This window comes from Xanthobacter sp. AM11 (assembly GCF_047444035.1).
Taxonomy (GTDB): Bacteria; Pseudomonadota; Alphaproteobacteria; order Rhizobiales; family Xanthobacteraceae; genus Xanthobacter.
This window is the reverse complement of sequence record NZ_JBLAOA010000001.1, coordinates 650,267-668,075: the sequence shown is the minus strand read 5'-3', so window position 1 is coordinate 668,075 and position 17,809 is coordinate 650,267. Positions and strand designations below refer to the sequence as shown.

General features: G+C 67.3%; 19 protein-coding genes. 10 read left to right on the top strand and 9 right to left on the bottom strand.

Translation table 11 applies throughout. The features are described 5' to 3' along the window. From ACI7BZ_RS03180 to ACI7BZ_RS22085, 4 genes are read right to left on the bottom strand one after another with little or no spacing between them, the layout of a single operon-like run. Positions 1 to 438: a hypothetical protein gene (locus ACI7BZ_RS03180; RefSeq protein ID WP_414115748.1), complete on the bottom strand. Its 438-nt coding sequence runs from the start codon at positions 436 to 438 to the stop codon at positions 1 to 3. 17 nt (positions 439 to 455) lie between these two features. After that, complete coding sequence (locus ACI7BZ_RS03175) at positions 456 to 905, bottom strand: hypothetical protein (RefSeq protein WP_414115747.1); 450 nt, start codon at positions 903 to 905, stop codon at positions 456 to 458. Positions 906 to 960: 55 nt separating this feature from the next. Then, on the bottom strand, positions 961 to 1,125 hold the full coding sequence (locus ACI7BZ_RS22090) for a WCX domain-containing protein (protein WP_510802984.1): 165 nt from the start codon (positions 1,123 to 1,125) through the stop codon (positions 961 to 963). Between the two features lie 21 nt (positions 1,126 to 1,146). After that, positions 1,147 to 1,938 (bottom strand): helix-turn-helix transcriptional regulator, encoded by a 792-nt coding sequence (locus ACI7BZ_RS22085; protein ID WP_510802982.1) that lies wholly within the window; start codon positions 1,936 to 1,938, stop codon positions 1,147 to 1,149. A gap of 151 nt (positions 1,939 to 2,089) precedes the next feature. Here ACI7BZ_RS22085 and ACI7BZ_RS03165 point away from each other — a divergent pair, with 151 nt between their 5' ends. Beyond that, positions 2,090 to 2,350: a helix-turn-helix domain-containing protein gene (locus ACI7BZ_RS03165; protein ID WP_414115746.1), complete on the top strand. Its 261-nt coding sequence runs from the start codon at positions 2,090 to 2,092 to the stop codon at positions 2,348 to 2,350. A 36-nt stretch (positions 2,351 to 2,386) separates the two neighbouring features. Here the strand turns inward: ACI7BZ_RS03165 and ACI7BZ_RS03160 are convergent, their stop codons facing one another. Together ACI7BZ_RS03160 and ACI7BZ_RS03155 are read right to left on the bottom strand one after the other, a co-directional pair. Further along, complete coding sequence (locus ACI7BZ_RS03160) at positions 2,387 to 3,688, bottom strand: tyrosine-type recombinase/integrase (protein WP_414115745.1); 1,302 nt, start codon at positions 3,686 to 3,688, stop codon at positions 2,387 to 2,389. A gap of 309 nt (positions 3,689 to 3,997) precedes the next feature. After that, positions 3,998 to 4,237, bottom strand: a complete 240-nt coding sequence (locus ACI7BZ_RS03155) for a hypothetical protein (RefSeq protein WP_414115744.1) — start codon at positions 4,235 to 4,237, stop codon at positions 3,998 to 4,000. A 330-nt stretch (positions 4,238 to 4,567) separates the two neighbouring features. Here ACI7BZ_RS03155 and ACI7BZ_RS03150 point away from each other — a divergent pair, with 330 nt between their 5' ends. Continuing rightward, positions 4,568 to 5,734, top strand: a complete 1,167-nt coding sequence (locus tag ACI7BZ_RS03150) for an acyl-CoA dehydrogenase family protein (protein WP_414115743.1) — start codon at positions 4,568 to 4,570, stop codon at positions 5,732 to 5,734. Here the strand turns inward: ACI7BZ_RS03150 and ACI7BZ_RS03145 are convergent. After that, the gene (locus ACI7BZ_RS03145; protein WP_414115742.1) at positions 5,700 to 6,269 is read right to left on the bottom strand and encodes a MarR family winged helix-turn-helix transcriptional regulator; all 570 of its coding nucleotides are present in this window, start codon (positions 6,267 to 6,269) and stop codon (positions 5,700 to 5,702) included. The two genes, ACI7BZ_RS03150 and ACI7BZ_RS03145, sit on opposite strands and share 35 nt — an antisense overlap. Positions 6,270 to 6,478: 209 nt before the next feature. Here ACI7BZ_RS03145 and ACI7BZ_RS03140 point away from each other — a divergent pair, with 209 nt between their 5' ends. From ACI7BZ_RS03140 to pcaF, 6 genes are all read left to right on the top strand, one after another. Next, positions 6,479 to 7,249 (top strand): SDR family NAD(P)-dependent oxidoreductase, encoded by a 771-nt coding sequence (locus tag ACI7BZ_RS03140; RefSeq protein ID WP_414115741.1) that lies wholly within the window; start codon positions 6,479 to 6,481, stop codon positions 7,247 to 7,249. 11 nt (positions 7,250 to 7,260) lie between these two features. Further along, on the top strand, positions 7,261 to 8,043 hold the full coding sequence (badI, locus tag ACI7BZ_RS03135; RefSeq protein WP_414115740.1) for a 2-ketocyclohexanecarboxyl-CoA hydrolase: 783 nt from the start codon (positions 7,261 to 7,263) through the stop codon (positions 8,041 to 8,043). 141 nt (positions 8,044 to 8,184) lie between these two features. Then, on the top strand, positions 8,185 to 9,336 hold the full coding sequence (aliB, locus tag ACI7BZ_RS03130) for a cyclohexanecarboxyl-CoA dehydrogenase (RefSeq protein WP_414115739.1): 1,152 nt from the start codon (positions 8,185 to 8,187) through the stop codon (positions 9,334 to 9,336). 21 nt (positions 9,337 to 9,357) lie between these two features. Then, positions 9,358 to 11,016, top strand: coding sequence for a cyclohexanecarboxylate-CoA ligase (gene aliA / locus ACI7BZ_RS03125; protein WP_414115738.1), 1,659 nt, complete (start codon positions 9,358 to 9,360; stop codon positions 11,014 to 11,016). A gap of 81 nt (positions 11,017 to 11,097) precedes the next feature. Next, complete coding sequence (locus tag ACI7BZ_RS03120; RefSeq protein WP_414115737.1) at positions 11,098 to 13,158, top strand: 3-hydroxyacyl-CoA dehydrogenase NAD-binding domain-containing protein; 2,061 nt, start codon at positions 11,098 to 11,100, stop codon at positions 13,156 to 13,158. After that, positions 13,155 to 14,357 (top strand): 3-oxoadipyl-CoA thiolase, encoded by a 1,203-nt coding sequence (pcaF, locus tag ACI7BZ_RS03115; protein WP_414115736.1) that lies wholly within the window; start codon positions 13,155 to 13,157, stop codon positions 14,355 to 14,357. The genes ACI7BZ_RS03120 and pcaF overlap by 4 nt, the downstream gene beginning before the upstream one ends. A 262-nt stretch (positions 14,358 to 14,619) precedes the next feature. Here pcaF and ACI7BZ_RS03110 read toward each other — a convergent pair whose 3' ends face one another. Next, positions 14,620 to 15,069 carry a MaoC/PaaZ C-terminal domain-containing protein gene (locus ACI7BZ_RS03110; protein WP_414115735.1) on the bottom strand — a complete coding sequence of 150 codons (450 nt, stop codon included), beginning with the start codon at positions 15,067 to 15,069 and terminating at the stop codon, positions 14,620 to 14,622. Positions 15,070 to 15,248: 179 nt separating this feature from the next. Between ACI7BZ_RS03110 and ACI7BZ_RS03105 the strand changes: the two genes are divergently transcribed. Both ACI7BZ_RS03105 and ACI7BZ_RS03100 read left to right on the top strand, forming a co-directional pair. Then, positions 15,249 to 16,439 (top strand): ABC transporter substrate-binding protein, encoded by a 1,191-nt coding sequence (locus tag ACI7BZ_RS03105; protein ID WP_414119078.1) that lies wholly within the window; start codon positions 15,249 to 15,251, stop codon positions 16,437 to 16,439. A gap of 288 nt (positions 16,440 to 16,727) precedes the next feature. Beyond that, positions 16,728 to 17,177: a PaaI family thioesterase gene (locus tag ACI7BZ_RS03100; protein WP_414115734.1), complete on the top strand. Its 450-nt coding sequence runs from the start codon at positions 16,728 to 16,730 to the stop codon at positions 17,175 to 17,177. 98 nt (positions 17,178 to 17,275) lie between these two features. Here ACI7BZ_RS03100 and ACI7BZ_RS03095 read toward each other — a convergent pair whose 3' ends face one another. Beyond that, entirely contained in the window at positions 17,276 to 17,761 is a 486-nt protein-coding gene (locus ACI7BZ_RS03095) for a DUF1269 domain-containing protein (RefSeq protein ID WP_414115733.1), read from the bottom strand. Between the last annotated feature and the right edge of the window lie 48 nt (positions 17,762 to 17,809).

Below are 17,809 nucleotides of genomic sequence, written 5' to 3'. Positions count from 1 at the left end.
TCAGGGCTGCCCCTTCACCTTGAACTTCGCGCCGCTGTAATGGGCGTCGAAGGCGAACGTGGTCTTGTCCGCAGGCAGGGCGAAGTGGGCCAGCAGATGGGCCTTGAAGGGGGCTCCGGCAAGCTGTCGGTCGATATAGACCGTGAAGCGGTCGTCCCGCACGTTGTAGACGACGCGACCACGCGGCCAATCCTCGTATTCTCCGATCACCTTGAGCCTGCGCTGCAGGTTCGGCCAGAACTCATAGTGGGCAGTGGACTCGGTCTTGAAGTCTCCGTAGTCCTCCGCCTCCTGCCACGGCGTTTTGCACGAGGCGAGTTCCGGCCGGCCGCCACGCATGACGAACCAGAAGATGCCTACGCACGCTGCTGAAGGCTCGGCCCCGTTCTCCAGCATCTCATCCCGGGCTTCGGCGGGCTTGGTCACATGTGCCGTCATGATCTGGCCTCCTTGCTTCAGCGGGAATAGTTGTCGGCCTTAGGGCTGTGCTGCGGCACGACGCAGAGGCGGTAGAGGATGGGGTCGTCGGTCGCCGACATCAGGCCGCCCTTTCGCAGCTGGACAGCGAGGGTGCCGAGATAAAGCGGGGCAATCTCGAACTTGATGCTCCCCCGGTCTCCCACGGATTCGCAAGCGGTGTCGATCTCGTAGAAGTAGCCCTGCGCGGAGATGCGGCGGATGCGGCAGTGGGTCTCGTATAGATGAATCTCGGACTTGGTGATGAGCATCCGGTCCTTGCTGTCCGGGTCATCGCAGCCGCCGTCCTGCCCCGATGAATAGAGTCCCGGCTGGATCGGCTCCAGCTGTCGGTTCAGGGCGTAGCCCGTGCTCGGCCACAAAAGGAAGACGGCGCTCGCGAGCACTATCGAGGCTAAATGCCCCACCAGAAAGACCATACGGCGCATGACGCGCTCCCCTTGATCGTGAACCCAGTTGGATCAGAAACCGGACCAGGGCCGATCAGGGTTGGCCCGGCCCGACTGTCGCCGCGCCCATCAGCCCCCTCAGCCGCTCCGGCTTCATCACCTTCACCATATTCACGTAAGGGGTCAGGAATTGTGCGAGCTCGGTGAAACCTCCCGCTTCGAAGGTGACGCGCAGGCTGCCATCCGCCAGCATTTCCATCCTCTGATCGGGATGCAGGGACTAGTTCCTGAACTCCGGTGCAATCGACGGGTCGAACACCAGTTCGATGGGCTCCGGTTCTTCCTGAAAGAACCCGAATGAGCGCTCCGCATAGGCCCGCAGGCTGAAGTCCTCCGGGCGGCTCGCCAGCTCCTCCAATTCAGCGACCGCGTCGATGCGGTCCAGTCGGAGTTGGTGGGGCTGGTCGTTGTCGGGAAAGCCCACCACCAGATAGTGGGACCGCCCGAAGATCAGTCCATAGGGGATGGCCCTATAGCTCCGCGGTGTTTCGTCGCCGACCTTCCGATACCGGACTTCGAGCAGACGGGCGGCGAGGATGGCATCTCGGATGGCCTTCAGGACCTCGGGCTTGCAGAGCTGTGCCGGCCCCGGTGTATGCGCCCAGACCTCGGTTTCCAGATGCAGCTCGACGTCCGGTTCCAGGCGCCGACGGTCCGCCGCGCGCAGGCCGGCACTGATCTTCCGGGAGAGGCTGTCCAACAGGCTTGCGCGCGCGGGATCGCGCGCCTGCATGGCCTGGGCGAGATTCCGCAACTCCGCCAATTCCGCGGCCGTGGGCGTGGTGATGAACCGAACCCCCTTGGGGAGATTGGGAAGCCGGAAGCGGACAATCTTGCCGTCGTGTATGCGCTCCAGCGGCCCGAACAGATCGGCGACGAGGTTGCGCATGCGCTCGGCCGTGCTTCGGGATACGCCGTGCTCGGCGCTGATCTCTTCCAGGCTGAGGCCAGTGGATGAAGCGGCCAGATTCAATGCGAGTTCAAGCGACGCCCGCACCTTGTCGAAACGCATGACATAAGCCCGCAATTATCCGGTGACCGCCACAGGAGCAGGGCGCCACCCAATGATGCAACCTATTGGCGAAGCATGAGCCCGGCAATGCGAGATTCTATCTGAAATCTCGATTATCTGAAAAGCCGATTATTTCGGCGTCCGCTCCCCCATGCGGATGCCGGAATTGCCGCGCGACCTTCGTCAGCCCCGTTACGCCAAACTGCGCGAACTCATGATTGAGGCGCGCAAGGCAGTTGGGCTGTCACAGGCGGCGGTCGCGGCAAAACTCGGCCGGCCGCAGTCCTACATCGCCGATATTGAACGCAACGAACGGCGCATCGACGTCATCGAGTACCTGGCGCTCGCCGATGCCATTGGGTGCGATGCGATCGGCATTCTGGAGCAAGTTCGCGCAGAGCCGGGCGAGTGACGAAGAGAGGTGGTCCTTCGTTCCGGCCACCAAGCGTCACCCCTTCTTCGCTGCCAACTCCTTCACATTGCTCTCCGGCACGATGCCCAGCTTCGGAAAGGCGGCTCGGATAGTGTCGGCCACATAGGACGGCGCGAGGTGGGCGTAGTGCTTCTCGGTGATGCGCGTGTCCGCATGCCCGAGTTGCGCGGCGATCACGCCCATGGGTACCCCGGCCATGGCCAAAGTGCTGGCATGGGTGTGGCGGAGCACATGAAAGCCGATAGCCGGCACGATCTTCGCCGCAGCGCAGGCTTCCGCCAGCGGCCGTGTCTGCTGCGCCGGCTTCCAGGGGCCGCCGTCATCGCGCGCGAACGCCAGCGCGCTGCCGTCCTTGCCATGGGTCAGGCTGCGGAACAGCGCCGTGGCTTCGTCGGTCAGGACGATGTGACGAGGCTTGCCCCCTTTCGCCTCCCGCACTGCGGCCGTGCGAGCATCGAGATCGATGTCCACAACCTTCAAGCGGGCCAGCTCGCTATATCGCGCACCTGTCAGCAGTGCACCGCGCACCAACGAACGAAGTGGCTCCGCACAGGCGTTCACCAGCCGCGTGCATTCGGCGGGCTTCAAATAGCGGATCACCGGCGCATCCACCGCAGCGAAGGGCTTCACTGCGCGCCACGCTTCGTCACTGCTGATGTGCCGTTCGTGCCAAGCGTGGTTCAGGGCCGCCTTCAACACCGTGAGGATGCGATTGGCGGTGGCGCGTCGCGAACGCACGGCATCCGTATCGTCGTGATCCACCGCCCGTGTGGCCCGTTCCTTGGCGGTGCTCTTGGTCCGGACCATCTTGGGTGCGGTGGCGATGCCCCGATGCCAATCCCGGATGCGGCGCGTGGTGAGCTTCGCCAATTCTACACCGCCAAGCGACGGACGAATGTGGATCTCAATGACCCGGCGGGTGGCATATTCCGACCGGCCGCCCTTCCCCACATAATGGGCGATGTAGTCGTCGCAGGCGTCGCCCACGGTGTAGGGGCCGGCGCTGGGGGAGAGCCCCAGCGCACGGCGCTCCTCTTCCTGGAACCAGCCGCGAGCCGCCGCCTGGGCTTGGCTGAAGGACAGGTGTGCGGCGCCATCCGCATCCTGCACGTCGTCCGTCGAGCCGAGCGCATGTTCCGTGTAGCGCTTGCGCTCGCCATCCCATCGCCGGGCCAGCCAGCTGCCGCCACTCTTCTTCCGCCGATAGCCGAGGGCGAGCCCGCCATCGAGCTGCTTCCAATAGGGCTCCCCCCGGACGGCAAGGCGTGCTCGGGCGGTGCGGGTTTCGAGGGCTGTATCTCTGACGGTGCGGGCCATGGGAAGAATGGGAAGATTCTGGGGAGTAAGTGGAGACGACCGTCAGCGGATTCCCGCAAACGGATACGGCTTAACATATTGTGATTCAACGATCCAGCAGGATCCACCTTAGTCCGCCAATACCCATGTATTCTCCCTCTCACGGCGAAAACAGGGGTTCGATTCCCCTTGGGAGCGCCATTCTTTTCAAACACTTACGAGAATTTTGCGGCGCGCTGTCCAACGCGTGGCCAATATATGTGCGTGGACAGTGCGTTACTAAAATACCACAACCCAGCTTGGGCGACCCTCGGTATGCCGCGGCGAAATTCAGCGCCACGCGTCGCGCAGGCGAGCCTCGTACGCGCCCTGCCCGTTGTCGCCTTTCTGCCCGGTGGCGCGCACACGGCCGTAGGCATCGGTGAAGGTCGGGGCAGGCGGCGCTGCGTCGGTGATCATGCGCATGCCGTCGCAACGTTGCTGAAGCAGGTGCTCGCCATCGCGCAGGGCGTCGCCGCTGTGCAGCTTGTGCTTGTTGCCGCGTTGGTCCGCGGCCCAATCGCAACTCATGGTGTCAGCTCCTCACTTCGATGGAAAGGATGGCGGCGCCGTGGTTGACCGACGCCGCCAGCATCCGAGCCTTCGCCCACCCCTCAGGCACGGTGGGGCCCGGCATGTCGCGAAGAGCGACGCCATCGGCGCCGCGTTGCGTCAGGGCAATGGCTTTCAGGGTCGTTTTCTTCTCCTGAGGCAGGATAATATATTGTCTTATTGATGCAAGCCAGACCTGGCGCCGATGCGCCGACGAGTGCCTAATTAGGCCTAATAATCTGTGATCTTGCGGATCGAACCTCTCGCATATATAGGACAATATATTTCCACAATAACGGGGAGGATGTCATGGCCTTGGATCCCGGGACCTTGTCCCAGCTGCTCGACGCGATCCGCCGGTTCGTCGACGAGCGGCTGATCCCCGCAGAGGCCGAGGTGGCCGAGGCGGACACCATTCCGGCCGCCATCGTGGCGGAGATGCGGGAGCTGGGCCTGTTCGGCCTCACCGCGCCGGAGGCGTTCGGCGGCCTCGGCCTCACCATGGAGGAGGAGGTCCTTGCGGTGTTCGAGCTCGGCCGCGCCGCGCCTGCCTTCCGCTCCATGTTCGCCACCAACGTGGGCATCGGCATGCAGGGCATCGCCATTGACGGCACGCCGGAGCAGAAGGCGAAATATCTGCCGGGCCTCGCCTCCGGCGAGATCATCGGCGCCTTCGCCCTCACCGAGCCGGAGGTGGGCTCCGATGCCGGATCGGTCAGGACCACGGCGCGCCGCGAGGGTGACGTCTATGTGCTCAACGGCACCAAGCGCTTCATCACCAACGCGCCGCATGCCGGCCTGTTCACCGTGATGGCGCGCACCGATCCCGGCCAGAAGGGCGCGGCCGGCGTCTCCGCCTTCGCCGTGGAGCGCGGAACGCCGGGCCTGTCCACCGGCAAGCCGGAAAAGAAGATGGGCCAGCAGGGGGCCCATGTGTGCGACGTGATCTTCGACGACTGCCGGGTGCCGGCATCTGCGCTCATCGGCGGCGTCGAGGGCCAGGGCTTCAAGACCGCCATGAAGGTGCTGGACAAGGGCCGCCTGCACATCGCCGCCGCCTGCGTGGGTCTTTCCGAGCGCATCCTCGACGATATGCTGGCCTATGCGGTGGGCCGCAGGCAGTTCGGCCGGCCGCTGGCCGAGTTCCAGCTGCTGCAGGCCATGTTTGCCGATTCGAAGGCAGATGCCTACGCCGCCCGCTGCATGGTGCTCGATGCCGCCCGCAGGCGCGATGTGGGGCAGGACGTGAGCGTGGAGGCCTCCTGCGCCAAGATGTTCGCCTCCGAGGCGGTGGGGCGGATCGCCGACCGCAACGTGCAGGTCCATGGCGGCAATGGCTATATCCGCGAATACCGGGCCCAGCAGCTCTATCGCGATGCCCGCCTGTTCCGGATCTATGAGGGCACCACCCAGATCCAGCAGATCATCATCGCCAAGGCGCTCACCGCCGAGGCGAAGGGACGCGCCGGACTCTAGGCGCCGGCGCGGCGGCGGGCGCCGCCGCCGGTTCATCCGGGCGGCGGGCGGCGGCTTCCGGGTCCAGGGCCTTGAAGTTCGTCAGCATCTTGTCGAGGTAATGGATCAGGTGGATCTTGTCCTCGGTGGAGAAGCCGGCCAGCGCCGCGTCGTAATAATCGGCGATGACGGGGCGCATGTTGGCGTCCCACAGGCTGCGCCCCTTGGCGGTCAGGCGGATGAGGCGCGAGCGGTTGTCGTTGGCGTCCACCGCGCGCTCCACATAGTCCATGGCCTCGAGCCGCTGCAGCACGCCGGCGAGGTTCTGCCGGCTGACCAGCAGGAAGGCGGCAAGGTCGCCCACCGCCACGCCCTCGGCGAAGGCGGGGCGGGTGAGGGCGCCGAGCACCGCCCATTGCTGGGTGGTGATTTCATAGTCGTCCAGCGCCCGCGTGCCGGTCTTGTGCAACATGTTGGCGCATTGGTAGAGCCGGAAGAAGAGCCTGTTGCTCAGGCCCGGCGAAATCCCGCGCGAAGTGCCGCCATTCTTTTTCATTCCAGCACTTTGACCGTGCCGCACGGCTCGGTCAAGGGAGCTGTCGCACGCCGAAATAAGGAAATATATTGACGTAAAAAGCGCGAGCCGTTAGAGCGGTGTCATAAGGGCGGCGGGCGCATCGGACAGCGACGTCTCGCAAAAGTCGGCGAAAATAGACCGGCATCCGGCGCATTCGCCCACGCCTGCGACCATGGAGGACGACCACCGTGCGAGGCCTGAAAGGTAAAGTAGTTGTGGTAACTGGCGGCGGCGGCGGGATCGGATCGGCAACCTGCCGGCGCTTCGCCGAGGAAGGCGCCCGTGTCGTGGTCGCCGACATCAGCGCGGCCGCGGCCGCGACGGTGGCGGAAGACATCAAGGCCGCCGGCGGCGAGGCCGCCACCGCGGTGGTGGACCTGACCGATGCCGCCGCCACCGCCGCCAAGGTGGCCGAGGTGGAGAGCGCCTTCGGCCCCATCGACATCCTGGTCAACAATGCCGGCTGGGACCTGTTCGTGCCGTTCCTGAAGTCTGAGCCCGATTTCTGGACCAAGATCATCGACATCAACCTGCGCTCGGTGCTGAACATCACCAAGCCGGTGCTGGCCTCCATGATCGCGCGCGGCGTTGCCGGGCGGGTCGTGTCCATCGGCTCGGATGCGGGGCGGGTCGGCTCCTCGGGCGAGGCGGTCTATGCCGCCTGCAAGGCCGGCGTCGTCGCCTTCATGAAGACGCTCGCCCGCGAGCATGCGCGCAACGGCATCACCTTCAACACCGTGTGCCCCGGCGTCACCGAGACCGCCATGCTGGAAAGCTTCATGGAGGCGGCCGGCGACAAGGACAAGCTGCGCACCGCCTTCACCCGCGCGGTGCCGCTCGGCCGCCTCGGCAAGCCCGAGGACCTGCCCGGGGCCATCCTGTTCCTGTCCAGCGACGACGCCGCCTTCATCACCGGCCAGGTGATCTCGGTCTCCGGCGGCCTCACCATGCACGGTTGAGGAGGGAAATCATGAGCTATACTGACATTCTATACGATATCCGCGGCGGCGCCGCCTGGATCACCATCAATCGCCCGGACAAGTACAACGCCTTCCGCGGCCACACCGTGGACGAGCTGATCCACGCCTTCCAGACCGCCGGCTGGGACCGCACAGTGGGCGTGATCGTGCTCACCGGCGCCGGCGACAAGGCGTTCTGCACCGGCGGCGACCAGTCGGCCCATGACGGCCAGTATGACGGCCGCGGCGTCATCGGCCTGCCCATCGACGAACTGCAGAGCCTGATCCGCGACGTGCCCAAGCCCGTCATCGCCCGCGTCAACGGCTTCGCCATCGGCGGCGGCAACGTGCTGGCCACCATCTGCGACCTCACCATCGCCTCCGACAAGGCCCAGTTCGGGCAGGTGGGCCCCAAGGTGGGCTCGGTGGACCCGGGCTTCGGCACCGCCTATCTCGCCCGGGTGGTGGGCGAGAAGAAGGCCCGCGAGATCTGGTATCTCAACAAGCGCTACAGCGCGGCCGAGGCCCTCGCCATGGGCCTTGCCAATGCGGTCGTGCCCCATGAGGAGCTGGACGCCGAGGTGGACCGCTGGGTGGCCGAGCTGATGGAGCGCTCGCCCACGGCGCTCGCCCTCGCCAAGGTGTCGTTCAATGCCGACAGCGAGAGCATCCGGGGCATCTCCGCTCTCGGGATGCGGGCGCTGAGCCTCTATTACGACACCGACGAGAGCAAGGAGGGCGGCGTCGCCTTCCGGGAAAAGCGCAAGCCCGACTTCCGCAGGTTCGGAAAGTAGGAGCCGGCCGGCGCACGCGCCGGCCGCTTCACCCGGCGCCGGCGCCAGGCCGCGAGATGCCAAGGCCACGCGAAAGTGGCCCAACCCAATCCGGCAGGAAAAGCCCCAGGTAGGAAGCCCATGACTGCGACGGCATATCCAATGGTTTTCGACACTGAAGACCTGACCGCCCTGCGCGATCTCGCCGCCAGGTTCGCCGCCGAAAAGCTCGCACCGGGCTATCGGGAGCGCGAGCGCACCGGCTGCTTCGGCAAGGACCTGGTGCGCGAGATGGGCAGCCTTGGCCTGATCGCGCCCGAATTGCCCGAGGCGTTCGGCGGCAGCGGCGCGGGCAGCATCTATTCGGGCGTCATCATCGAGGAGATCGCCAAGGGCGACTTCAACTTCGGCTATGTGAATGTCCTCGCCTCGCTCAATGGCCAGATCCTTGCGAATTTTGCCAATCCCGAGATCAAGCGCCACTTTCTACCCAAGCTCACCGCCGGCGAGATCATGCTGGCCATCGCGCTGACCGAGCCGCGCGGCGGCTCGGACGCGGCCAATCTCGGCCTCAGGATGGAGCGCTCCGGCGACCATTATGTCATCAACGGCGAGAAGACCTCCATCTCGGCCGCCGACCAGGCCGCCGCCGCGGTCGTCTTCGCCCGCACCGGCACGCCGCAGGACAAGGCGCACGGCGTGTCCGCCATCTTCGTGCCCATGGACACCCCCGGCATCTCCACCACCCGCTTCACCGACGTGGGCCAGCACGCCATCGGCCGCGGCTCCATCTTCTTCGACAACGTCAGGGTGCCGGTCGATCACCTGCTGGGGGAGGAGAACAAAGGTTTCGTGCAGGTGATGCAGGGCTTCGACTTCTCGCGCTCGCTCATCGGCCTGCAATGCCTTGGAACGGCCCGCCAGTCCCTCACCGAGACCTGGGCCTATACTGGCGAGCGGCGTGCTTTCGGCAAGCCGCTCGCCTCGTTCCAGGGCATCGCCCACCAGCTCGCCGATTTCGACACCCGCGTCGAAGGCGCCCGGCTGCTGAGCTACAACGCGCTGTGGCTCAAGGACAACGGCCTGCCGCACGTGGCCGAGGCGGCGATGGCCAAGTGGTGGCCGCCGCTTCTCGCCTATGAGGCGATCCATGCCTGCCTGCTGATCCACGGTCACGCCGCCTATTCCATTGAGCTGCCGTTCGAGCAGCGGTTGCGCGACGTGCTCGGCCTGCAGATCGGCGACGGCACCGCGCACATCATGAAGAACATCATCGCCCGCGAACGGGCGGGCCGGGCGGCGGTCGGCGCCTGATCCAAAAACGGGGAGGAAACCATGAAATTCGACGCTGTCCTCATCGCGCCGCGCCGCGCCCGGATGGAGGCCGAAGGCTTCTGGCCGGGCAAGACCCTGCTCGACTATTTCGACGTCTGCCTCGCCGAGAAGCCCGATGCCGTCGCGGTGCTCACCGTGATGACCGGCACCGGGACGCGGCGCGAAATGACCTATGCCGAGATCGACCACCTCGCCTGGCGCGCCGCTGCCGGGCTCCGCCGCCTCGGCCTCGGCAAGGACGACGTGCTGTCCTGCCAGCTGCCGAACGGCTGGGAATTCGTGGTGCTCTACATCGCCTGCCTGCGGCTGGGGGTGGTGTTCAACCCGGTGATGCCCATCTTCCGCGCGCATGAGCTCTCCTTCATGCTGCGCCATGGCGAAACCAGGGTGTTCGCCGTTCCCAAGGTCTTCCGTGGCTTCGACCACGAGGCGATGGCGCAGGGCCTCAAGGTGGGCCTGCCCGATCTGCGCCACCTCGTCGTGGTGGGCGGGGAGGGGGCCGACGCATTCGAGGCGGCGCTGCTCGATCCCGCCCTCGACGCGGAGGTGCCCGCCGTCCGGGAGATCAGCGCCCGCGACCGCGGCGACGCCAACGCGGTGTGCCAGCTCATCTACACCTCGGGCACCACGGGCGAGCCCAAGGGGGTGATGCACACCGCCAACACCATGTATTCCAACCTCGTCGCTTATGCGCAGCGGCTCGGGCTCGGCGCGTCGGACGTGGTGCTGATGGCGTCTCCCATGGCCCACCAGACCGGCTTCATGTACGGCCTGCTCATGCCGTTCATGCTCAAGGCCCGCATGGTGCTGATGGACAGCTGGGACAAGGCGCTGGCCGCCAGGGTGATCGCGCAGGAAGGCGTCACCTTCACCATGGCCTCGACGCCGTTCCTCATGGACCTTGCCAACACGGTGGAGGAACTCCACACCGATTCCTCCTCCCTGCGCATCTTCCTGTGCGCCGGCACCGCCATTCCCGGCGCGCTGGTGGAGCGGGCGCGGAAGGTTCTGGGTACCAAGATCATTTCCGCCTGGGGCATGACGGAAAACGGGGCGGTGGCCCTCGTCTCCCCCTCCGACCCCGACGAGCGCTCCATCAATACCGACGGCTTCGTGCTGCCTGGCATGGAATTGCAGATTCGCGGCGCCGACGGCACCGTGCTGCCGGTCGGCCAGGAGGGCGCGCTCTATGTGCGGGGCTGCTCCAATTTCGGCGGCTATCTGAAGCGGCCGCAATGGAATGCTACGGACGCCGAAGGCTGGTTCGACACCGGCGACATCGCCCGCATGGACGAGAAGGGCTACATCCGCATCTGCGGGCGCACCAAGGACGTCATCATCCGCGGCGCCGAGAACCTGCCGGTGGTGGAGATCGAGGGCGTGCTCTACAAGCACCCCGACATCCAGCAGGTGGCCATCGTCGCCTATCCCGACGAGCGGCTCGGCGAGCGCGCCTGCGCCTTCGTCGTGCCGAAGAACGGCAAGACCTTCAGCTTCGAGGAGATGGTCCGTTTCCTCGATAGCCAGCAACTGGCCAGGCAATACTATCCCGAGCGGCTGGAAGTCTGCGACCGGCTGCCGTCCACCGCCTCGGGCAAGATCCAGAAGTTCGCTCTGCGCACCCTGCTGCGCGAGGCCTACGAGAAGTCCCGGTCATGACCTCGCCCCTGCGACCCGGCGCACCGAACGCGTCCGACAACCGCACGGCGCGCTTCCCCCATGTCTGCCGGTGAGGACGCCATGTCGGGACCTGTTCATTGCATCGTCGATGACGGCGTTGCCCTCGTCACCATCGACAATCCGCCGGTCAACGTCACCTCGCAGGCTGTGCGGCAGGGCCTTCAGCGTGCGCTCGACGAGGCCGAGGCCGCGGGAGTGCAGCGGGTGGTGCTGACGGGCGCCGGCAAGGCCTTCATCGCCGGCGCCGATGCCCGGGAATTCGCCGCCGCGCCCGTGGCGCCCCACCTGCCGGACATCATCCGCCGGATCGAGGGCTTTCCGGCTCCGGTGGTCGCAGCCATCAACGGCACGGCCCTTGGCGGAGGGCTGGAGGTGGCGCTGGCGTGCCGGGCGCGCATCGCCGCGCCGGGGGCGACTTTGGGCCTGCCGGAAGTGACGCTCGGCGTCGTGCCCGGCGCCGGCGGCACCCAGCTTCTGCCGCGGCTCATCGGCCTTGAGCCGGCCCTGTCGCTCATCGGCGAGGGCCGGGTGATCGGCGCGAGCGAGGCGCAGGCCCTGGGGCTGGTGGATGGGGTGGCAGCCGATCCGGCGACCGCCGCCCGCACTTGTGCCATCCCGAGCCGGCCCGCCGCCGGCGCCTTGCCGGCCCCGCCGCCCGATCCGGCTGCGGTGGAGGCGGCGCGCAGGCAGGCGGCAAGGCGCAGCCCGGGCCAGACCGCGCCCCTGAAGGCCATTGATCTCGTCGATGCCTCGACCCGCTTGCCCCTCGACGAGGGGCTGGCGCTGGAGCGCGCGGCCTTCCTTGCCCTGAAGACCTCCGACCAGGCGGCGGCCTTGCGCCATGTGTTCTTCGCCGAGCGCGCCGCCATGGCGCAGGGGAAGGGCGGCGGGGCGGACATCAGCTCCGCCGTGGTGGTGGGCGGCGGCACCATGGGCGCCGGCATCGCCTACGCCCTGGCCGGAGCCGGCATTTGCGTGGCGCTGGTGGAAAGCGACGCCCCGGGCGTCGAGCGGGCGCGGGCCAATGTGGCGCGGCTCTATGCGGAGGCGGTGAAGCGGGGCAAGACCACCGCCGGGGCCGCGGAGGCGGAGCAGGCGACGCGCTTCAGCTTCCACGAGGGCTATGGCGCGCTGCCGCCGGCGGATTTCGCCATCGAGGCGGTGTTCGAGGACATGGAGGTCAAGCGGAAGGTCTTCGCCGCCCTCGATGCGGCGTTGCCGGAAAGCGCCATCCTCGCCACCAACACCTCCTATCTCGACGTGAACCGGGTCGGCGAAGGCCTGCGCCATCCGGGGCGCTTCCTCGGCCTGCATTTCTTCAGCCCGGCCCACGTGATGAAGCTCCTGGAGGTGATAAGGGCGCAGGCCACCTCCGCCGCAACGCTGGCGACGGCGCTGCGCCTCGCCGCGCGGCTGAAGAAGATCCCGGTGCTCGCCGGGGTGTGCGACGGCTTCATCGGCAACCGCATTCTCACCCGCTATCGCCAGACCTGCGACATCATGCTGATGGAAGGCGCCCTGCCGGCTGAGGTGGACCGGGCGCTGCGCGGCTTCGGCATGGCCATGGGGCCGTATGAGGTGCAGGACCTCTCCGGCCTCGACATCGCCTATGCCAACCGCAAAAGGCTCGGCTGGCGCACGAAGGACGGCTTCCGCTACATCCCCATCGCCGACCGCATCGTCGAGGAGACCGGCCGGCTCGGCCGCAAGGCGGGGGCCGGCTGGTACGACTACGCCGGCGGCACGGCCTCTGCCTCCACTTTGATCGACCGGATCGTGGTGGAGGAATCCGCCCGTGCCGGCATCGCGCGCCGCACCTTCTCCGACGACGAGATCGTCACCCGCGCGGTCAGCTCCATGATCGAGGAAGGCTTCCGCATCCTTGAGGAGGGCATCGCCGCGCGCGCCGCCGACATCGACCTCGTAATGGTCCACGGCTACGCCTTCCCGCGCTGGCGCGGCGGGCCGATGCACCATGCCGGCCGCGTCGGCCTTTCCGAAAACCTCCGCCGGATCGAGGCCTTCGCCGCCGAAGACCCGCTGTCCTGGGGTGTTCCCGACCTTTTGCGCCGCGCGGCGCGGGAGGGGCTGGGCCCGGACGACCTGAAGGGGCAAGCATGACCCAAGCCTTCATCTGCGACTATATCCGCACCCCCATCGGCCGCTACGGCGGGGCGCTGGCCCCGGTGCGCGCGGATGATCTGGCGGCGCTGCCGCTCGCCGCCCTCCTCACGCGCAATCCCGGCCTCGATCCGGCCGCCGTGGAGGAGGTGTGGATGGGCTGCGCCAACCAGGCGGGCGAGGACAACCGCAACGTGGCGCGCATGGCGCTGCTGCTGGCCGGCCTGCCGCAGAGCGTGCCCGGCGCCACGGTGAACCGCTTGTGCGGCTCCGGCCTGGAAGCCGTGGCGGCCGCCGCCCGCGCCATAAGGTCCGGCGACATGGAACTGGCCATCGCCGGCGGCGTGGAGAGCATGACCCGCGCGCCCTTCGTGGTTCCCAAGGCGGCCGGACCATGGTCGCGCACCACGGAGATCCACGACACCACCATCGGCTGGCGCTTCGTCAACCCGCGCATGGCCGAAGCCTACGGCACCGATTCCATGCCCGAGACGGCGCAGAATCTGGCGGACGACCATGCCATCTCCCGCCAGGACCAGGACGCCTTCGCCCTGCGCTCCCAGCAGAAGACGGCGGCGGCCCAGGCGAGCGGCCGGCTCGCCATGGAGATCCTTCCCGTCACCGTGGCCCTCGGCCGCGGCAAGACGCAGGAGGTGGACAAGGACGAGCATCCGCGGGCCACGACCCTTGCCGAGCTTGCGCGGCTGAAGCCCATCACCCGGCCCGACGGCTCGGTGACCGCCGGCAATGCCAGCGGCGTCAATGACGGGGCGGCGGCGTTGATCGTGGCTTCGCAGGCGGCGGTAAAGCGCTTCGGGCTCACTCCGCTCGCCCGTGTGGTGGCCGGGGCCTCGGCGGGCGTCGCGCCGCGCATCATGGGCATCGGCCCGGTTCCGGCGGTGGAGACGCTCTGCGCGAAGACCGGGGTCGGGCTCGATGCCATCGACTTCATCGAGCTGAACGAGGCGTTCGCCGCCCAGTCCCTCGCGGTGCTGCGCGCGCTTGGCCTCGCCGACGATGACCCGCGGGTGAACCCCAATGGCGGCGCCATCGCGCTTGGCCATCCCCTCGGCATGAGCGGGGCGCGCATCGCCGGATCGGCGGCGCTGGAGCTGGCGCGGGGTGGGGGGCGCCATGCGTTGGCGACCATGTGCGTGGGCGTGGGCCAGGGGGCCGCGCTGCTGCTGGAGCGCATCTGATGCAGATGGGAGGACGCCGCCGCGACGGCAGAAGTGAAGATCAAGTCGAAAGGCGTTCCTGAACGGCCCTGCAAGCTCCGACGGCGATCCCTTTTGCCGGAGCACGTGCCGGTCAACCTGAATCGCGGGCCGACTGCAGGCCTCGCACAGAACATCACCTGGACGACGCCCCAGGGCGGCGACGGGCCGAACTATCCGAACATGTGACGCGGGTACCGGGGCGGCGCCGCGGCTCCGGCGATGGCGCGCCGGCGGGCATCGCCTATCCGGGCGGGGAGGGGGTGTTCGCCAGCCAGGCGAGCGTGTGGGAGGCGACCGCCACCACCGTGCCGTCCTGGTTCGTGACCTCGATATCGGCGCTGGCGCGCCTGCGCACGGCATCCACCGTGCTGACGCGATAATGGGTGGTCACCGTGTCGCCCAGGAAGACGGGCGCGACGAAGCGGATGCGATCGTAGCCGAGGGCCACGGCGATCTCGTTTGCCTCCGGCGGCGTCCGGGCCGCGATCATCCCGGCGACGGTGGACATGAAGCCCACCAGCAGCGCGCCATGGGCCTGCAGCCGGCCGAAGCGCGAGCGTTCCATGAAGGCACGGTTGACGTGGTTCGGGGCGAAGTCGCCGGTGATCCCGGCGAACAGGTACACGTCGCTCTCGCCAACCGTTTTCGTGAAGACGGCGGTATCGCCCGGCTGCACGTGGAAGTCCTGCATCGTCCTGTCCTCGTCATCCGGGCCCGGCGGAATTTTCCGCGCCTGCGGAAGGCGCACGGTAACCGCGGTCGCTAAAATAGCAAATATATTTACATATTATATGGAATGTGATTGACATAAATAGCATCAACAAAAACAGCTGCAATCACCGCTAGGGAGGACACGCCATGCGTCATTTCATGAGCATTTGCGGGCTTTTGGCCGGCATCGCCCTGGGGGCTGGGCCCGCCGCGGCCGACACCCGGATCAAGATCGGAATTCTGAGCGACATGAGCGGGCCATATGCGGATCTTGCAGGTCCCGGCTCGGTGGCGGCGGCCCGCCTCGCGGTGGAGGATTTCAAGGGCGCGGACAAGGGCATCCAGGTGGAGATCGTCTCGGGCAACCATCAGAACAAGGCGGACATCGGCTCCGGCATCGCCCGCTCGTGGATCGATCAGGACGGCGTGGATGTGATCGGCGACGTCACCGGCTCGCCGGTGGCCCTCGCGGTCAGCCAGATCGTCAAGGACAAGGACAGGATCCAGCTCAATGCCGGCGCCGCGACCGCCGACCTCACCGGCTCCAAATGCACCGCCAACACCATCCACTGGACCTACGACACCTGGGCCAATGCCAACGGCACCGGCGGGGCCATGGTGCGCCAGGGAGGCAACAGCTGGTTCTTCATCGCGGTGGACCAGGCCTCGGGCCACGCCATGGAGCGCGACACCGCCGCGCTGGTGAAGGCGGCGGGCGGGCAGGTGCTGGGCTCGGTGAAGCATCCGCTGGGGACGAGCGATTTCTCCTCCTTCCTGCTGCGGGCGCAGGCCTCCGGCGCGAAGGTGGTGGGCCTCGCCAGTGGCGGCGAGGACATGATCAACGCCATCAAGCAGGCGTCCGAGTTCGGCATCGTGCAGGGTGGGCAGTCCATCGCCGGCCTGTTCACCTTCATCACCGACATCCATGCCCTTGGCCTGAAGCTGGCGCAGGGGCTGGTGCTGACCGAGGCGTTCTACTGGGACCGCGACGACGCCAGCCGCGCCTGGTCCAGGCGCTTCGCCGCGCTCCACAAGGGCAAGATGCCCACGCAGGTCCATGCCGGCGTCTATTCCTCCATCATGCACTATCTGAAGGCGGTGGAGGCCGCCGGCACCAAGGACACCAAGGCCGTGCTGGCCAAGATGCGCGAGATGCCCATCGACGATCCCCTGTTCGGCAAGGGCGAGGTGCGCATCGACGGCCGCGCGGTGCACGACATGTTCCTGTTCCGGGTGAAGGCCCCGGCCCGGTCCAAGGGCGAATGGGACGTCTACGAGACCATCGCCACCATCCCGGCGGCCCAGGCCTTCCGCCCGCTCAACGAAGGCGGCTGCCCGCTGGTGAAGTAATGCGTTGCGCATGAAGGGAGCCGCCGCCAGGCGGCCTCGATCGCGCTCTAGCCGTCCCGGGGGCCTCGGGTCCGCCGCCGGTGCGCCGGAGTTGTGGCAATCTATTGACGCAAATGATCGGGCGCGCAGAATGCCGGTGGCGAAACGGAACAGAGCCGCGCGGAAGGGCCTCCACATGCCGGTGGCCGGCCTTGCCGGAAGCGTCCGAAGATCCGCCCCGCGGCGCGGTTCAGCCTTCGGTGGCCGGCGCGTCGCTCAAATTCAGGCCAGGCGATGACGGACGCAGCCATGTCGCATGAGGAGATGTCGCCGGAACGCCTGCGGGAACGCATTCTGCGGATGTTCGCCCGCAATGCCTTCTCCGGGACGATGCCGCTGCGCCTCGTCGAGGCCGGGGTGGGGCGGGCGGTGGTCGCCATGGAGGTCGGCCCGCAGCAGATGAACGGCCACGGGACGTGCCATGGTGGCGCCCTGTGGACGCTGGCCGACATGGCCTTCGGTGCGGCGGGCTATTACGACGGCACGATCCTGACCATGGGCAGCGATCTCACCTTCATCCGTCCCGCGCCCGGCGGCGCGACGGTCCATGGGGCTGCGGCGCAGATCAGCCGCCGGGGGCTGAGCGGACTTTTCACCGTCGAACTCACCCTCGAACCGGGCAATCCCGACGCGGTGGTCGCGGCCGGCACCTTTTCCGGCCGGTGGCTCCGCGGCCAGGGCCACGACGGCAGGACCTGAACGCAGGCGGTCCCGCCCGGAGGGAGCCGGCCTGCGGTCCCACCGGGGCGGTGCATCGCCCGCCACAAGGATAATGGAGGGCGTTCGCGCGATAGGCCCTACGCGCCCTTCAGCGCGGCCTGGAGCTTCTCTTCCTGCTCCGTGGAGAGGCTGGTCTGGAGCACGGTGCCGCCGAACTGGGCCATGTCGGCCACCACCTTGTCCGCGGTCACCTTGCCGACCAGCACGCACAAGGCGGCCTGGTTGGGGCCAAGCGACGCGCTGGCCTGCTTGATGAAGTCGTCATTGATCCCCACGTCGGTGAACTTTCCGGCGAGGGCGCCGGCGCCGGCGCCAATGGCCATGCCCAGCAGCGGGTTCAGGAAGAGAAGGCCGACAAGGCCGCCCCACAAGCCACCCGACGCCGCCCCGGCGACGGTGGTGTTCACCATCTGGTGAAGCTTGATCGAACCGTCCTCCTGCCGGACCGCCACCACGGCATCGCCCAGCTCGATCAGATATTCCTTCTGGAGCTTGAGGAGCTCCTGTCGCGCGGCCTCCGCTTTGGCCTCAGACTCATAGGCAATGATAACGAGGTCGGCCATCTCACTCTCCAAGGCAGTGCATCCGGGTTCGCATCGGACCCGCAACGC

Coding starts and splice junctions, on each gene's coding strand:
- ACI7BZ_RS03175 (WP_414115747.1), bottom strand. CDS start 905: ATGCGCCGTATGGTCTTTCTGGTGGGGCATTTAGCCTCGATAGTGCTC.
- ACI7BZ_RS03165 (WP_414115746.1), top strand. CDS start 2,090: ATGCGGATGCCGGAATTGCCGCGCGACCTTCGTCAGCCCCGTTACGCC.
- ACI7BZ_RS03160 (WP_414115745.1), bottom strand. CDS start 3,688: ATGGCCCGCACCGTCAGAGATACAGCCCTCGAAACCCGCACCGCCCGA.
- aliA (WP_414115738.1), top strand. CDS start 9,358: ATGAAATTCGACGCTGTCCTCATCGCGCCGCGCCGCGCCCGGATGGAG.
- ACI7BZ_RS22090 (WP_510802984.1), bottom strand. CDS start 1,125: ATGGAAATGCTGGCGGATGGCAGCCTGCGCGTCACCTTCGAAGCGGGA.
- ACI7BZ_RS22085 (WP_510802982.1), bottom strand. CDS start 1,938: ATGCGTTTCGACAAGGTGCGGGCGTCGCTTGAACTCGCATTGAATCTG.
- ACI7BZ_RS03145 (WP_414115742.1), bottom strand. CDS start 6,269: ATGAAAAAGAATGGCGGCACTTCGCGCGGGATTTCGCCGGGCCTGAGC.
- badI (WP_414115740.1), top strand. CDS start 7,261: ATGAGCTATACTGACATTCTATACGATATCCGCGGCGGCGCCGCCTGG.
- pcaF (WP_414115736.1), top strand. CDS start 13,155: ATGACCCAAGCCTTCATCTGCGACTATATCCGCACCCCCATCGGCCGC.
- ACI7BZ_RS03120 (WP_414115737.1), top strand. CDS start 11,098: ATGTCGGGACCTGTTCATTGCATCGTCGATGACGGCGTTGCCCTCGTC.
- aliB (WP_414115739.1), top strand. CDS start 8,185: ATGGTTTTCGACACTGAAGACCTGACCGCCCTGCGCGATCTCGCCGCC.
- ACI7BZ_RS03110 (WP_414115735.1), bottom strand. CDS start 15,069: ATGCAGGACTTCCACGTGCAGCCGGGCGATACCGCCGTCTTCACGAAA.
- ACI7BZ_RS03100 (WP_414115734.1), top strand. CDS start 16,728: ATGTCGCATGAGGAGATGTCGCCGGAACGCCTGCGGGAACGCATTCTG.
- ACI7BZ_RS03095 (WP_414115733.1), bottom strand. CDS start 17,761: ATGGCCGACCTCGTTATCATTGCCTATGAGTCTGAGGCCAAAGCGGAG.
- ACI7BZ_RS03105 (WP_414119078.1), top strand. CDS start 15,249: ATGAGCATTTGCGGGCTTTTGGCCGGCATCGCCCTGGGGGCTGGGCCC.
- ACI7BZ_RS03155 (WP_414115744.1), bottom strand. CDS start 4,237: ATGAGTTGCGATTGGGCCGCGGACCAACGCGGCAACAAGCACAAGCTG.
- ACI7BZ_RS03180 (WP_414115748.1), bottom strand. CDS start 438: ATGACGGCACATGTGACCAAGCCCGCCGAAGCCCGGGATGAGATGCTG.
- ACI7BZ_RS03150 (WP_414115743.1), top strand. CDS start 4,568: ATGGCCTTGGATCCCGGGACCTTGTCCCAGCTGCTCGACGCGATCCGC.